Source organism: Halorussus rarus (assembly GCF_003369835.1).
In the GTDB taxonomy this organism is placed as follows: domain Archaea; phylum Halobacteriota; class Halobacteria; order Halobacteriales; family Haladaptataceae; genus Halorussus; species Halorussus rarus.
The window spans coordinates 223,581-239,116 of sequence record NZ_QPMJ01000004.1; the positions used below are offsets into that span (position 1 = coordinate 223,581).

Below are 15,536 nucleotides of genomic sequence, written 5' to 3' on the forward strand. Positions count from 1 at the left end.
TCGAACTCGATTCCGCCGACAGCTACGACGGATTACCCGGGACAACTATGTACGAGTGCACCAATGACACGGCCATGATACCAGACGTCGACGCGGTCGACGACCCGGCGCGACGCCTCGCCCTCGAGTGCGTGGTCGCCGGCATCGAGGCCGCGGAGCCCGCGACCGTCGTCGCCGAGCAGTTGTCGCTGGACGGGCCGACCCTCGTCGTCGGCGGCGAGCGATACGACCTCGACGACTACGACGAGGTGATCGTCGTCGGCGGCGGCAACGCGGCCGCCACCGCCGCGAGCGCGCTCGAAGCCCTCCTGGGCGAACGGCTCGACCGCGGTGCGGTGGTCACCGACAACCCGGCGGAGACCGACCGCGTCGAGGTCCTGCCCGGCGATCACCCCGTGCCGAGCGAGCGCGGCGTCCGGAGTACGCGGGCGATGATCGATATCGCGGCGTCGGCCGGCGCGGACGACCTGGTCGTCGGAATCGTCACCGGCGGCGGGAGCGCGCTCATGCCCGCGCCGGCCGACGGTATCGGCCTCGCGGACCTCCAGGCGACCACCGAGGGGCTGCTGGCGAGCGGCGCGACCATCGGGGAGATCAACGCGGTCCGCAAGCACTGCTCGGACCTCAAAGGCGGTCAGCTCGCCGAGGCGGCCTCGCCGGCGACGGTGCTCGGCCTGGTGTTCAGCGACGTCGTGGGCAACCGGCTCGACGTCGTCGCCAGCGGTCCGCTGACGCCCGACGAGTCGACCTTCGCCGACGCCATGGAGGTTCTAGAACGCTACGACGTCGACGTCCCCGAAGCGGTTTCGACGCGACTCCGCCGGGGCAGCGAGGGGGGCTACCCCGAGACGCCCGGTCCGGACGACGAGGCCTTCGCGACCGTGTCCCAGCACGTGCTCGCGGACGGGACCACCGCGCTCGACGCGGCCGCCGCGGCGGCGCGCGAGGCCGGCTACGAACCGCTGGCGCTGAGTTCGCGGATTCGCGGTGAGGCCCGGGAGGCGGCGAAGGTCCTGACCGGCGTCGCGGAGGAGTGCGCCGCCACCGGGACGCCGGTCGAGCCCCCGGCGGTCCTGCTGTCGGGCGGCGAGACGACCGTGACCATCAGGGGCGACGGCGTCGGCGGCCCGAACCAGGAGTTCGCGCTGAGCGCGGCCCTCGAACTCGGCGAACCGGAGGTGGTCGTCGCCAGCGTCGACACCGACGGCATCGACGGCAGTTCCGAGGCCGCCGGCGGAATCGCGACCCGGGCGACCGCCGATCCCGTCGACGAGGCCCGGGCGGCGCTCGCGGACAACGACGCCGGGAGCTTCCTCGAGCGCCGCGACGGTCTGATAGTAACCGGCCCGACCGGGACGAACGTCAACGACCTCCGGGTGTTCGTGGTGCCCGAGCGATGAGCCCGACCGGGGTTTGTCGGTGGGTCGACGGACTGACACCGGGACCGCCGCGGTACCTTTATCGTTGCCGCGCGAGGTAGTATTCCTATGCGGATAGACGTCCACAGTCACCTCCTGCCCGAGCCGTACGTCGACCGCCTCCTGGAACTCGACGCGCCCGTCGGCCTGGAGGCGGAGGGCGACCAGTTGTACATGATTCATCAGCGCTCCGGGACCGCCAGCGTCGCGGCGGGCAACCGGATCCCCGTCAACGAGGGGTTCACCGACGTCGAAGCCAGGTTCGAGTGGATGGACGAACACGACGTCGAGCGGACGCTCGTCTCCGTGTCCACGCCGAACCCGCTCCACGACGCGTTCGCGCCCGAGCAGTCGACGGAGCTGATCCGCGCCATCAACGACGGTTTCGCCGACCTCCAGTCGGCGTACCCGGACCGGATCGCCGGCCTCGGCATGCTCCCGCTCCGCGAGCCGGAGGCGGCGGTCGCCGAGGTCGACCGCATCGCGACGGACCTGGGCCTCGCCGGTATCGCGCTGCCGACGTCGGTCAACGGCCGGAAGCTGTCCGCGCCGGAACTCGCGCCCGTCTTCGACCGGGTCGACGACCGCGGACTGACCGCGTTCGTCCACCCGCACGGGAACGCCCTCAGCGACGAACTCGGCCCCGACGAGTCGTTTCTCAACCCGCTGGTCGTCTTCCCCACCGAGACGACGTTTCAGATCGCTCGGCTCATCTACGACGGGTTCTTCGACGACCACGACTTCGACGTCGTGCTCTCGCACATGGGCGGCGCCCTCCTCCAGCTCGCCGGGCGGCTGAACAGGGGTCGCGACGAGATCGACGACCCCGACGCGCGGCCCGACAGGCCGGTCGTCGAGTACCTTCGGGAGTTCTACTACGACTGCATCTCGTTCCACCGCCCCGCGCTCGCGGCCGCGATCGACACGGTCGGCATCGAGCAGTTCGTGTTCGGGACGGACTTCCCGTTCGACGAGGAGGACACCCGTACCATCGTCGCCGACGTCGAGGCCGTCGTCGAGTCGGAGACCGACCGGGAGCGGCTCATGCACTCGACCGCGGCGTCGCTCTTCGACCTGTAGGGGGCTGCCCAGACGCGACCGTTGTCAGTCGTAACCTTTTACCTTGGTAGCGAATAACGTAGTACTGTGAGCATGGGACGAGTGACCCAGATCGAAGCGAGCGGAACCATCCCCGAGGACGCGGTCGTCCTGCACTACGACGAACTCGACGACAACTTCCGACACTGTTTTCCGTCGTTGGTAGAACGCGCTCCGTTCGAAGCGGCGGCGCCGGAGAGCGACCGCGGAGACGACGTCTACGTGAAGTTCACGGACTACTACCGGATCAGTTGTCGGTGATGTTCCCCGACTGGTAGAACAGATGCCGACCGGTAGTATCGTCCGGATAACGGTTCGGTTTCGATTATGGTTGCCCGAAAGACCGGCGTAGGCCACGCTGAGGGCGAACGGGCGCGAATGTGGCGCCGAGTCCTCGGTTTGAGCCGTTCCGTGCCGACCGTATGCGACTGGAAACGGCCGATTACTACCAGAAACGCGATCACGCAAACCTAGGAAACCGATCGGCGATACTCTTATCCAGCCACCTCCGTTCCCGATCTCCGCCAATCTCCGATGCTACATCATGTACTGCGAGTGTGGTATCGACATAAATACCAATTCACTATCATATTTCCGCGACTGGTCTCGTTAGGCCGAGCTTTAATTCACTGGCCAGTTCTGCTATAGTTTTCTCTCAGTCCCCGGTGGTCCTCGGGGATCACCCGAATCCTACAACGATAACGTCGTATTAACACTGGCCTGTGTCGATAGCTCGAACCTAGATGTAAATAATCGAAGTAGGAGCTGACGCTGTCAGTTCAGGTTGGTATCGGTGTCAATCCAGCCGAAATATCTCGACGGTAACGAGGGGCGATACGCCGGTCGTCTCGCTGTGTCTCTCGCCCGCGCTCGTTCACCGGCGTGAACTACCCAAAGACACGTGTCGGTTCTCGCCGTACGCTCGTTCATGAGCACGGACTGGAGAGAGACCATCAGACGGCGTCGGTCCGAAAAGGACGACTACTTCGGCGAGCATCCCCGGTCGCCCATCCCGGACGGCGAGCGCGACGCGTTCGAGGGACTCGACTACTTCCCTCTCGACGAGGACTTCCGCTTCGTCCTTCCGCTCCACGAGCACGACGACGTCGAGCGAATCACCGTGGCCACGAGCACCGAGGGCGATCAGGAGTACCACCGTATCGGCGAGTTCCGGTTCGAGGTCGACGGCGAGGAGATCACCCTGCAGGCGTACAAGGCCGACCTCGACGACGACCGGCTCTGGGTCCCGTTCCGCGACGCGACCAGCGGCGACGAGACGTACGGCGCCGGCCGGTACCTCGACCTCGAACCCGACGACCACCGGACCGACGACGGCGAGTGGGTGGTCAACTTCAACGAGGCGTACAACCCGACCTGCGCGTACTCCGACCGGTACGAGTGCCCGCTCCCGCCGACGGAGAACTGGCTCGACGTCCGCATCGAGGCCGGCGAGAGGACGTACCGGTAAAATCGACGGCGGGCCAGTCCACACCGGTGTCCGTCGAAGCAGCGTCGTCGAAGTATCGGCCACCGCCGGTTTTTCATTACGACATATTATGACAGGAAACTCGAAGTGAAACTTTCGGCGCCGCGGTCCGACATTGCTGGTCATGTCGATGGGAAACGAGAACGGAAGCCGAACCGACGGCAACGCTGGAACCGAAATCTACCACCGGAAGGTGACGCCTGACGTCGAGGAGGCCACACGGAGTCTCCTCAGGCTCGTTGCAAACCTGGAGAACTGCGAGGTGACCGACCTCCCGCCGCTCTACGACTGCATCGACCACATGGTCGAGCATCTGTTCGACAGTCCGCCCTCTCCCGAGGCCCAGACGGAACTCGAGTTCTCGTACTTCGGCTACCGGATTCGCATCGACCAGAGCGGGAACGTCTCGCTGAAGAAACTCGCCGACATCGAGCGGGACGGGGACTGACGGTGGTTGCTCGCCTCCGACGGCGGTCTACTCGTCTCTCGCTCGGCCGACCGACGACCGAGCTGCCGACGGCTACTCCACAACCGCAGCCAGACCGCGGTCGGCGAACCACAGCGCGGCGGCCACCCCCGCCGTCATGACGAGGTGGTTGCCGACGAGTCCGAGCGCGATGCCGATGGAGTAGGCCGCGCTGTCGAACCCAACGGCGGGCGCCGACCAGCCGTCCCACTTCGTCGCGTGCCACGCCGCCAGCGCGAGTGCCGCGACGTGCGGCGCGTGCCGGACCCCGGCCGCCAGCGGCGTGGCTCCCTCGAACGACCGGAGGACGTCGGCCCGGAACGCGAACGGGACGTAGACGAGCGCCAGCGCGTAGACGAAGCTCGATCCGAGGACGCTCTCGGCGCCCTCCGCGTACCGGCTCAGGATGACCAGCACGACCGAGACCACCAGGGTGACGAAGGCGTACATGAAGACGGCGTAGCCGAACACGAGCAGGTAGTCGCCGTGCCGACGCGCCCGCTCGGAGCACCAGTAGGAGTTCCTGACCGCGACGGCCGACGTGAGCAGGAACAGCAGCAGCACCGCCCCGACCGCCCCGGTGCTCGCGGTCGTCGAGCGCTGGAACTTCATCAGGTACACCGAGAGCGCCCCGAAGATGCCGATGACCGTGAACAGCTGGTGGTTGGCCTCGAGGAACGCCTCCATCGAGGGCGGTCGCTCGTCGCGCTCGCCGCGTCGCCGTCGTGCGAGTTCGCCCCAGCGACCCATGCGTTGGTGGGTCCGCGGGGCGTCCATAAATGCGGCGCAACCGCGCCCCGACAGGTCGGCAGCGGAACAGGTTGCGGTCAGTCGCTCTCGGCGGTCGCCTCGGTCCCGTCGGCCTCGGGCTCCCCGTCGCCCTCGAGCAGGCGCTCGGCCTTCTCGCGGTCCTCGGGGTAGCCCACGTCGACGCGCCAGCCGTCCATCCGGATGGCGTCGATGGTCCGGCCGCTCTGGATGAGCAGGTCGATGGCCTCGCTGATCTCGTACTCGCCGCGGTTCGACGGCTGGACCAGGTGGCAGGCGTGGAAGATAGCCGGCGTGAACGTGTAGAAGCCGGTCATCACCAGGTTCGACGGCGGCTCGTCGGGCTTCTCGACCACGTCGGTGATCTCGCCGTAGTCGTTGGTGTCGCAGACGCCGTACCGGTCGGCATCTTCGTAGGGGACCTCCTCGGTGAGGAACGCGGCGTCGGCCCGGTCCTCCTGCTGGCGGTTCACCACGTCGCCGAGGTTGGCGTCGAAGATGTTGTCACCGAGAATCAGCATGAAGTCGTCGTCGATGTGGTCCTCGACGGTCAGCAGGGCGTGAGCCAGCCCCTTCTGCTCGCGCTGGTGGGCGTACGTGATGGGGATGTCCCGGAACTCGTCGTCGTAGTGCTCGATGATGTCCTGTTTGCGGTAGCCCACCACCACGACGAACTCGTCGGCGTCGAGCGCGGCCAGTTGCTCGAAGCAGTGGGTGAGGATCGGCTTGCCGGCCACCTCCACCATCCCCTTGGGCTTGTCTTCGGTCAGCGGTCGTAGGCGGGTTCCCTTCCCCGCGGCTAGGATGACTGCCTTCATCTCCCTTCTCTACCGGTACGTCTACCGCGCGAGATAAATATCCCGTGCCCGCTCGACCGGTGACTGGCGAGCAGCCGCGCCCGTCTATCCGAAGGACTTTCCCGGCGGCCTTCGAAGCCGCTCCCATGTGGCCCTGGGGGCATCTGGCAGTGGGTTACCTGGCGTACACCGCCGCCGTCCACCTGCGGGAGCGCCGGGCGCCGGACGGCTTCGCGACCGTCGCGCTGGCGTTCGGCACGCAGTTCCCCGACCTGGTGGACAAGCCGCTGGCGTGGACGTTCGGCGTCATCCCGAACGGCCGGTCGCTGACCCACTCGCTGCTCACCGCCGTCCTCGTCGTCGCGGCGGTGGAGTGGCTCCTCCGCAGGCGGCAGTACGGCCGCGTGGCGACCGCGTTCGCCGTCGGGTACCTCTCGCACCTCTTCGGCGACGCGCTCTACCCGCTGCTCTCGCGGGACTTCTCGAGCCTCGCCTTCCTGGCGTGGCCGGTCGCCCCGCCGGTCGAGTACGAGACCGAGCCCAGTTTCGCCGCCCACCTCGCGCAGCTGTCGCTGGACTCGTTCGTGACGTTCGAGGCCGGACTCGGCGCACTAGTATTCGTCGTGTGGCTCGCCGACGGTGCGCCCGGCGCCGGCGTACTCGCGGCCGTGCCCCGGTGGCTCTCCCGGAAATTTTCTATCTGATCACGGACAGTTAATGGGTGCTCACCGGTCGAGACGACCCGTTTCGGTCGCCAGCGGATTTATGGCCCTCGTCGTAGATTGTCCGGTGGGGGAGAAATTCGATGAGTCGCAAGCACGCAACCTTGGCTATCATGCTCGTGACCGCGACGGTTTTCGGGGGCGTAGCGTCCTCGCTCGCGGCCACGGCCCCGGACGCCGACCGGACACAGTCGGCGTCGAACGGGGTGACTCTGGCAGCGCAGAACCAGACTCAGAACACGACTGTCGCGTTCGAGAACCAGACGAGCAACGGCACCGTCGTCACCGTCTCGGAGGTGACGCTCGCCGAAGGGGGCTTCGTGGTGATCCACAACGAGAGTCTCCTGAACGGGTCGGTGCTCAACAGCGTCCTGGGTAGCTCGGAGTACCTCGAGGCCGGCACCCACGAGAACGTGACGGTCCGGCTCGACCAGCCGATCGAGGAGTCCCAGCGCCTGCTCTCGCTGGCCTACCGCGACACGAACGCCAACGAGGAGTTCGACTTCGTCACGTCGCAGGGCCAGGCCGACGGCGCGTACACGGTCGAGAACCAGATCGTAGCCGACGCCGCACTGGTGACGGTCGAAGCGGAGGCCGAACCGACCACGACCGAGCAGACGACTACGACCGAAGAGACAACGACGACCACGGCGGACGAGACGACCGAGGAGACGATCACGCCGGAGGAAACGACGGTTCCGGCTGTCGAGACCACGACGACCGAGGAAACGACGACCGAGGAAACGACGACCACTGAGGAGACGACGACTACGGAGGAGACGACGACTACGGAGGAGACAACGACAACCACTGAGGAGCTCGTAGAGACCACGATCACCGAGGAGACTACAACGACCGAAGAGACGACGACCACCGAAGAAACAACTGAGGAGCCTGCAGAGACCACGACCACCGAGGAGACGACCACCGACGTCGAGGCGGAAATCCCGGAGCGGACGATTAGCTTCCCCCTCGACAGCGTCCAGGTGTCTAACTTCGCGGTCGTCGTGGGCCAGGGCGAGATCGACCGGACCGTCGTGGTCGAGGACGAGACGGTGTCCGACGAGACGGTCCAGCTCGACGTCACGGCGCTGATGCGCGAAGGCGCACCGGAGGGCGAACTGCAGACGGTCCGGGTCGTCTTCCGGAACGTGAGCGTCGAGGACTCCGTGCTGGTCGTGACCGCGCCCGAGGGCGTGATTCCGCAGCTCGCCGAACAGGTCGATCTGCCGGTGACGACGACCGTGGCACCCGAGCAGACCACGACTGCGGCTCCTGAGGAAACCACGACCGAGGCGCCCGCGGAAGAGACGACCACCGCGGCGCCCGAGGAGACCACGACCATGGAGGTCGAGGAGACGACCACGGCACCCGCAGAGACGACGACCGAAGAACTCGAAGAGACCACCACCGCGGCGCCAGAGGAGACGACCACTGAAGCGCCCGAAGAGACCACGACGGCCGCCCCGGCCGAGACCACGACAGCCGAGCCCGTGGAGGCGCCCGGACTCCGAGTCACGGACCTCGGCGTGGCCGGCGACGTCGTCGTCCAGCTGGAGGACGACCGGCTGGTCGTGACCGCGACGGTCGAGAACCCCGGCGAGGAGACCGTGACCGAGACGGTCGAACTCCGGACCAACGGGAGCGTCGCGGACACCCAGGAGGTCGAGGTCGCTCCCGGCGAGACCCAGGAGGTCCGGTTCGAGACCCAGGCCACGCCGGGCCAGAAGTTCATCAGCGTGCTGACCGCCGACTTCGGTCGCGTCACCCTCCTCACTATCCAGATAGAGGACGAGGAGACGACGGAGGCGCCCGAAGAGACCACGGTCGAGGAACCTGAAGAGACGACGGAGGCGCCCGAGGAGACCACGACGGAGGCGCCTGCGGAAGAGACCACGACCGAGACCGAGCAGGCGCCGCTGCTCCAGGTGTCGGGACTCGACGTGTCCGACCCGATCGTCCTGGACGACGAAACGCTGACCGTGTCGGCGCAGGTCGATAACCCCGGCGACGAGGCCACGACCGAGCGGGTCGAACTCAGGGTGAACGGCACCGTCATCGAGACCCAGCAGGTCGAGGTCGGACCGGGCGAGACCGTCGACGTCGAGTTCGAGGTCGACAAGGACGACCTGGGCGTCGAGCCCGGGGAGGCGTTCGTCGAAGTGCTGACCGATAACTTCGGCCAGTCGATCACGGTCGAGGTCGAGGCTGCTGACGAGGAGACGACGACCGCAGAGGGCTGACCGCCGGAGGTCCACTCCGGTCGGGCAGCACCGCGTTTCGAGGGCCCCGTTCGGTCGGGGCGATTATTTTTCGCGCGTTCGCGTCTCGGCCCGCGTTCGGAATCCGCCGATACGGGTGCGAATCGAGCTTGTAGAACACGGTTCCATGCTACCCGCTCGTGCGGCCCGGCACGCGGTTCTGGTCGACCACGCCGATAGTCTGGCCCTCCTCCGATTGACGCGCCGACTGCGGCGTTCTCGGACGACAATTCACGCTCACGCCAACGGTGACAGCCGTCTATTCGTGCGGTCGGTGGATGTCACCGCCCGCAGCTGAGTTGCCATATCTATCGGAGGGTCGGCCGGAGACCGGAGCAGTCGGAGGTGTAACTGTCAGACCCGGGTCGACCGAGGAAGCACATCCGTGATGGAGGCCGCCGGGGAGCGTCCGGTCCTTTCGAGAAGAGCGACTGGTCATTTGCGCGTCGTCGCGAAGTGTCGGACGTATCGACTCGCGCTCGATACCGAAAGGGTGAGGAGGGTCCCAGCGACTGAGAGACGGTCCTTGTCGAGCGACCGAGCGGCGACCTACCGCGAGAGCTGGTCGATGCCGACCGTCCGGACCGTCCGCCAGCCCGCGACCGCGGCCGCCAGCGTCCCGATGACCAGCGCGATGGCCGCGCCGACCGCGAGGACCGACCCCGGGGCCTGGACCAGCCCCTCGAACCCGACGATCTGCGCGGCCACGAAGTTCAGTGCGGCCACGAACGGCGGCGTTACCGCGACGCCGATCACGCCTCCGACCGCGCCGAGCAGGACGCCCTGTGCGGCGACCATCGCCACGAGCGTCCGCGAGGAGACTCCGAGCGCGGTCAGCGCCGTCAGCTCCTCCTTCTGCTGGAAGATGACGATGGAGAGGACGTTGAGCGTCAGCGCGAACCCGGCGACGACCGCGAGCACGACCAGCGCCCCGCCGACCGCGATGACGACCGCGTTCTGCTGGAGCACCGACCGCATCTGCTCCTGGTTGGTCCGGATCTCCAGCTGGGGATAGGCCTGCTGGAGTTGCTGCTCCAGCGCGCCGATGTCCGCGCCGTCCTTCGCGTCGATGGTGATGAACGTCGCCTTGTCCGTGCCTGTCGTCCCGGTCACCTCCTGGAGCTCGCTCAGGTAGGTGGTCACGGTCGGCGCGCCCAGGAAGCTCGAGAACGTCGAGGAGATGCCGGTCACCTTGAACTCGTTGCCCTTGGCGCTCTGGACCGACCCGCCGACGTAGATGGTGTCGCCGACGCCCACGTCGAGCATCTCGGCGGTCCGCGGGTCGATCACGATCTCGTGGAACATCACACCCTCGTAGGTCCCGTTCTCGTAGTGGGCGTCCCCGTGTGGCAGGTCGCCCTTCTCGTAGGAGATGGAGCTGCCGCCGTTGGTGATGCCGACCCCGACGAGGGTCTTGAACTCGCCCGAGCCGTTGCCGACGTACACCGCCCTGAAGGCCATCGGGACCGCGGACTTCACGTTCTCGCGCGACTGGATGTCGCGGGCCAGCTCGTGGGAGTTGACGATGGAGGTGCCGAAGCCGCTCGGTCCCTGCGAGATGGAGCCGCCGGTCGCCCAGAGGTCCCGGCCCGACGCGTCGAACTTCTGCTGGCCGGTCTCGATGACTCCGTAGCCGAGGCTGGCCAGCAGCGTGGTCGAGAGCACCGCCACTGCGATGCCGACCACCGCGAGCACCGTGCGAGCGCGGTCGTGGCGTAACTGGGCGGCCGCGACCGACGCTGCCATCCGGAGTCTGCTCATCGAATTACCTCCGTGACGCCCTGCGTTCGACCTTCCATCGCCATCAGGTACGGCGCGACCAGCAGCCCGATGACCACCGAGACGCCCAGTCCGTAGGCGATCAGCAGCGGGTGGAAGGTCGCGATGGGTATCGGCGCGATGGCCTGCATGGCGGCCCAGTTGGTGACCGCCGTCGTGAGGTACGCCAGGACGATCCCGACCGCGCCGCCGACGACGGTGAGCGCGAGCGCCTGCACGACGAGCAGCACCGTGCGGGCCTGCCGCGAGAACCCGATGGCGGTCAGCGTCGCCAGCTGCTCGCTGTCAGCCTCGACCTGGAGGCCCTGCGTGGTCGCGACGAACAGCGTGCCGACCACGACGGCGATGAGTAGCGCCGCCACCCCCATCGCCAGCGGGAGCTCGGCGTCGACCGACTTCTGGGCGGTGAACCCCGAGCGGGTGACCGCGCTCGCGCCCTCGAACCGGTCCTCGAGCGTCGACTCGAGCCCGCCCTCGTTCGACTGGACGAGTATCTGGTCCGCGAGGTCGCCCGACTGCGCGCCGGTGATGGTCTGGAGCTCGCTCAGGTGGACCAGCATCACGGGCATCCCCGACAGCCCCGAGGAGACGTCGGCGCTCCTGACAGCCGTGACCTCGAGGCCGCGATTCGACGATCCCGAGATGGCGCCGCTGACCGAGAGGTTCGCAGTCTCGTTGACACCGAGCTGATTGGCCGCGCCCTGGGAGAGCACCGTCTCGCCGGTCCAGGTTCCGTTGTAGCTCCCGTTCGCGTAGTAGGGGTCGCCCGGCGACAGCGGCGCGGTCGGGAGCCCGGCCACCCTGTCGAGCTTGGGGTCGGGCACGACGCCGACGCCGAGCACGTAGTTGCTCTTGCCGCCGGACTGGACCTGCAACACCGATATCTGGACCGGAGAGGCGTACTCGACGCGCCGGTCGTCGTTGAGCGCGGCGGCCTTGTCGTGGACCCCGCCGAGCTGGACCGACTCGGTCGAGACCACCATCGTCGAGGCGCCGCCGCCCTCGGGGACGACCCAGTAGTCGACGGAGTCGCCCCGGACGGTGGTTCCCTGGACCAGACCGAGGCCGGTCGCGGTCACGACCAGCATCAGCGCCACCGCGACGGCGACCCCGAGCACGCTGACCGCGGTCTGGCGCGGCGCGGTGCTGGTCGCCTTGGTCGCGGTTCGGCGGAGCGCGACCCCGATTAGCCCGAGCCAGCGGGTCACCGCCGACACCGCCTCACCTCCGGCAGCGGATGCGCTCTCAGTTCAGGCATTCTTCACCTGTCCGTCGAGCAGCCGGATGACCCGGTCGGTCCGGTCGAGCGCCTGCTCGTCGTGGGACGCGAGCACGACCGCGCGGTCCTCCGCGAGGTCCGCGAGCAGGTCGAGGATGACCGCGCCGGTCTCGGTGTCGAGCTCGCCGGTCGGCTCGTCGGCGAACACGACCAGCGGGTCGCCGGCGAGCGCGCGGGCCACCGCGACCCGCTGCTGCTCGCCGCCCGAGAGCTCGCCCGGCCGGTGGTCCTGCCGGTCGCCCAGCCCCACGCGGTCGAGCAGCTCTGCGGCCTCCTCGCGGCGCTCGGACTTGCCCATCCCGCGCTCGACCAGCGGGAGCGCGACGTTGGCCCGCGCCGACAGCGAGGGCAGCAGGTGGAACCGCTGGAAGACGATGCCGACCTGCTCCAGGCGGAGCCGGGTCAGCTCCTTCTGAGAGAGCGCCGAGACGTCCTCGCCAGCCAGCGTCACGGTGCCGTCGGTCGGCGCGTCCAGTCCTGACAGCAGGTGGATGAGCGTGGACTTGCCGCTCCCGCTCGGCCCCGAGAGCCCGACGAACTCGCCGCGTTCGATGGTCAGCGACACCTCGTCGAGCGCGGTCACGGTCGGCCTCCGGTCGTCGGAGTCGTCGCTCCCGAACGAGAACCACCCGCCGTCGCCGCCGCGCTCGTACGTCCGACTCACCCTCGAACACTCCACGACCGCTTCTCTCCGGCCCGATTCCTCCGTCGCTGCTCGTGTGGTCGCGTCCATCTCCCCCACCAGAATGGAAGGTTAGAGGACGCCGACGCACTTAGCGTTTCAGGCCGTTCACCCCGGGGACCCGATTAAATCAACGATTGGCGGCGTTACGTCGCCGTTGAACCCCGACGAGGTCCGGGTCGCTGTCGCTTCGGAACCGCGTTCTGGCGGGCGCGACGACTGTCCCGAGTCGGCGACCGCACCACGACTCGACTCAGTTTCGCCGGAACACCGATTCGGTCGGGCTGCGCGACCGCAGGACCATGCGGCCGTAGCTCTTGACCGTGACCTCGTAGCCGTAGTAGTCGAACGCGACCCGGCACTCCGGGACCCCGCCGCCGGCGTCGGGGCGGAACAGGTCGTCGAGCGAGTCCGGGTCGACCGACCCCGTCTCGTACAGCGGCGGCAGGTCGGTCACGTTCCGACCGGTCGTCTCGGCCACCGCGAGCGGGACGGCGATGCTCGGAGGATTCGACGGGTAGGAGTACGTCACGCGGTACGTGCCGGCGTCCGGGTCGGCCGAGAGTATCTGCTTTGAGTCGTCGACGTCCATGCAGACGACGTACACAGCCAACCGTATTGAAGAAGCGACTCCGTGCCGTTCCTCCCACCAGTTAACGTCGAAATTAAGGGTCGTAACGTCGGAGTTGTCCGCTGCGCCGTTCCCGTACCGACTCGTCATCCGACAGTACTCGGTTAATTATTCGAGTAACAACGGTAATACTACCGGGTGTAATCGTTCGGCGTAACGGCGTCTCGCCATCGACGCAGGCGCCGGCCAAGGCTCGGCCGACGGCGCGAGCGCCGCACTACTTTTTCTGCTCGAACTCGTCGACGACGATGGAGAGGTGTGTTCAATGGGAACCAAAGACCGGTGGTACGAGAACGCGACGTTCTACGCCATCGACGTCGAGGCGTTCGCGGACGGCGACGGCGACGGCGTGGGCGACTTCGAGGGACTGACCGACCGGCTCGACTACCTGGAGAGCCTCGGCATCGACTGCATCTGGCTGCTGCCGTTCTACCCGTCCCCGAACCGGGACAACGGCTACGACGTGATGGACTACTACGGCGTCGACGACCGCCACGGCACGCTCGGGGACTTCGTGGAGTTCGCCCGGGAGGCCGACCGCCGCGGCATCCGGGTCATCGTCGACCTGGTGGTCAACCACACCTCGGACCAGCACCCCTGGTTCCAGCGGGCGCGCGAGGACCCCGACTCCCGGTACCGGGACTACTACGTCTGGCGCGACGACCTGCCGGAGGACCCGGACCCCCACCGGGGCCCGGTGTTCCCCGGCGAGGAGGACAGCGTCTGGAGCTACGACGAGCGGGCCGAGGCGTTCTACTACCACCGGTTCTACCACTTCCAGCCCGACCTCAATATCGCCAACGAGGACGTGCGCGAGGAGATCCGCAAGGTAATGGGGTTCTGGCTCGAACTCGGCGTCTCGGGCTTCCGGGTCGACGCCGCCACCCTCATGATCGACAACAAGGGCGGGCTCGAGTCCACACGGCTCGACGACCCCCACGGCGTGCTCCGGGACATGCGCAGTTTCGTCGAACGCCGAGGCGACGACGCCATCCTGTTCGCCGAGGCCGACGACGCGCCCGAGCACCTCGGCGACTACTTCGGCAGCACGACCGGCCGCCAGCCCTCCGACGCCGCGACCGAGGCCGAACTCGGCGAGGGCGACGAGATGAACGTCCTCCTGAACTTCCTGCTCGACGCCTACCTGGTGCTGGCGCTGGCCGAGCGGGAGGCCGGGCCCATCCGGGAGGTGCTCGACCTCCTGCCGCCCACGCCCGAGGGCGGCCAGTGGGCCAACTTCCTCCGGAACTACGACGAGCTCAACGTCGGCCGGCTGCCGGAGGCCGACCAGCGGAAGGTGTTCGAGGCGTTCGCGCCCGACGAGGACATGCGCATCTACGGCCGGGGCATCCGGCGACGGCTCGCGCCGATGCTCGGCGCGGTCTCCGGGAGCAGCGAGGGACGACGTCCCTCGGACCATTCGAGCGGGCAAGGCCCGCGAGAAGACGATGCGACTGGAGGCTCGTTGGACTCGTCCGACGGCGACCCCGACCGAATCCGGCTGGCCTACAGCCTCCTGTACTCGCTGCCGGGCACGCCGCTGCTGGTGTACGGCGACGAGATCGGAATGGGCGACGACCTCGACCTGCCCGGCCGGACCGCGGTCCGGACCCCGATGCAGTGGTCGGGCGAGCGCAACGCCGGGTTCTCGACGGCCGACCCCGAGGACCTGGTCCGGCCGGTCGTCTCGGGCGGTCCGTACGGCTACGAGTCGGTCAACGTCGCCGCCCAGCGCGGCGACCCCGACTCGCTGCTCCAGTGGTTCTCGCGGCTCAACCGACTCCGAAGCGAGTGCCCCGAGATCGGGAGCGGCGACTGCGAGGTCCTGGACGTCGACGACCCCTCGGTGTTCGCCCACCGCATGGTCAGCGACCACGGCCGGGTCGTCGCGGTCCACAACCTCGACGACCGCCCGGCCGAGGTGACGCTCGACCTGGTGGCCGAACCCGACCGGCTGTTCGGCGAGGCGGCGTTCGAGCGGGTCAGTCCCGACAGCGGTGACACAGCGGTCGCAGACGGGAACGGCGGCGACGCTTCCGGCGCCGACGCTTCCGGGGGCGCCGACGCGGGCGCGTGGCGGTTCGAACTGGGCCGATACGGCTTCTGCTGGGTCCGGGTGGAGCAGCACGTCTGAGGCGGCGGGACGGGC

At 67.9% G+C, this 15,536-nt stretch carries 14 protein-coding genes; 8 read left to right on the forward strand and 6 right to left on the reverse strand.

What is annotated here, in order from left to right:
• Positions 1 to 74 precede the first annotated feature (74 nt).
• The 5 genes from DVR07_RS19730 to DVR07_RS19750 all read left to right on the forward strand — a co-directional run bounded on the left by DVR07_RS19730 (position 75) and on the right by DVR07_RS19750 (position 4,450).
• Entirely contained in the window at positions 75 to 1,400 is a 1,326-nt protein-coding gene (locus tag DVR07_RS19730) for a glycerate kinase type-2 family protein (RefSeq protein WP_115799186.1), read from the forward strand.
• Between the two features lie 87 nt (positions 1,401 to 1,487).
• Entirely contained in the window at positions 1,488 to 2,498 is a 1,011-nt protein-coding gene (locus tag DVR07_RS19735; protein WP_115799035.1) for an amidohydrolase family protein, read from the forward strand.
• Between the two features lie 66 nt (positions 2,499 to 2,564).
• Complete coding sequence (locus tag DVR07_RS19740) at positions 2,565 to 2,777, forward strand: hypothetical protein (RefSeq protein ID WP_394338822.1); 213 nt, start codon at positions 2,565 to 2,567, stop codon at positions 2,775 to 2,777.
• Positions 2,778 to 3,444: 667 nt separating this feature from the next.
• Positions 3,445 to 3,984, forward strand: a complete 540-nt coding sequence (locus DVR07_RS19745; RefSeq protein WP_115799187.1) for a DUF1684 domain-containing protein — start codon at positions 3,445 to 3,447, stop codon at positions 3,982 to 3,984.
• A 142-nt stretch (positions 3,985 to 4,126) separates the two neighbouring features.
• Positions 4,127 to 4,450: a HalOD1 output domain-containing protein gene (locus DVR07_RS19750; protein WP_205254576.1), complete on the forward strand. Its 324-nt coding sequence runs from the start codon at positions 4,127 to 4,129 to the stop codon at positions 4,448 to 4,450.
• Positions 4,451 to 4,522: 72 nt separating this feature from the next.
• On the opposite strand, the gene DVR07_RS19755 is transcribed toward DVR07_RS19750, so the two are convergent.
• Both DVR07_RS19755 and aglF read right to left on the reverse strand, forming a co-directional pair.
• A complete protein-coding gene (locus DVR07_RS19755) occupies positions 4,523 to 5,218 on the reverse strand; it encodes a hypothetical protein (protein ID WP_115799037.1) in 696 nt (231 codons plus the stop codon).
• A gap of 77 nt (positions 5,219 to 5,295) precedes the next feature.
• Positions 5,296 to 6,054 carry a UTP--glucose-1-phosphate uridylyltransferase AglF gene (gene aglF / locus DVR07_RS19760; protein ID WP_115799038.1) on the reverse strand — a complete coding sequence of 253 codons (759 nt, stop codon included), beginning with the start codon at positions 6,052 to 6,054 and terminating at the stop codon, positions 5,296 to 5,298.
• A 125-nt stretch (positions 6,055 to 6,179) separates the two neighbouring features.
• Between aglF and DVR07_RS19765 the strand changes: the two genes are divergently transcribed.
• Complete coding sequence (locus tag DVR07_RS19765; RefSeq protein WP_115799039.1) at positions 6,180 to 6,737, forward strand: metal-dependent hydrolase; 558 nt, start codon at positions 6,180 to 6,182, stop codon at positions 6,735 to 6,737.
• Between the two features lie 101 nt (positions 6,738 to 6,838).
• A complete protein-coding gene (locus DVR07_RS19770; RefSeq protein ID WP_162829642.1) occupies positions 6,839 to 8,998 on the forward strand; it encodes a DUF7282 domain-containing protein in 2,160 nt (719 codons plus the stop codon).
• Positions 8,999 to 9,565: 567 nt separating this feature from the next.
• Here DVR07_RS19770 and DVR07_RS19775 read toward each other — a convergent pair.
• From DVR07_RS19775 to DVR07_RS19790, 4 genes are all read right to left on the reverse strand, one after another.
• Positions 9,566 to 10,777, reverse strand: a complete 1,212-nt coding sequence (locus DVR07_RS19775) for an ABC transporter permease (protein WP_115799041.1) — start codon at positions 10,775 to 10,777, stop codon at positions 9,566 to 9,568.
• Complete coding sequence (locus DVR07_RS19780) at positions 10,774 to 12,012, reverse strand: ABC transporter permease (RefSeq protein ID WP_115799042.1); 1,239 nt, start codon at positions 12,010 to 12,012, stop codon at positions 10,774 to 10,776. Before DVR07_RS19780 ends, DVR07_RS19775 begins: the two co-directional genes overlap by 4 nt.
• A gap of 33 nt (positions 12,013 to 12,045) precedes the next feature.
• A complete protein-coding gene (locus tag DVR07_RS19785) occupies positions 12,046 to 12,807 on the reverse strand; it encodes an ABC transporter ATP-binding protein (protein WP_115799043.1) in 762 nt (253 codons plus the stop codon).
• Between the two features lie 202 nt (positions 12,808 to 13,009).
• Positions 13,010 to 13,348: a HalOD1 output domain-containing protein gene (locus tag DVR07_RS19790; RefSeq protein WP_162829643.1), complete on the reverse strand. Its 339-nt coding sequence runs from the start codon at positions 13,346 to 13,348 to the stop codon at positions 13,010 to 13,012.
• A 304-nt stretch (positions 13,349 to 13,652) separates the two neighbouring features.
• On the opposite strand from DVR07_RS19790, the gene DVR07_RS22250 reads away from it, so the two are divergent.
• A complete protein-coding gene (locus DVR07_RS22250; protein WP_205254577.1) occupies positions 13,653 to 15,521 on the forward strand; it encodes an alpha-amylase family protein in 1,869 nt (622 codons plus the stop codon).
• The last annotated feature ends 15 nt before the right edge of the window (positions 15,522 to 15,536 follow it).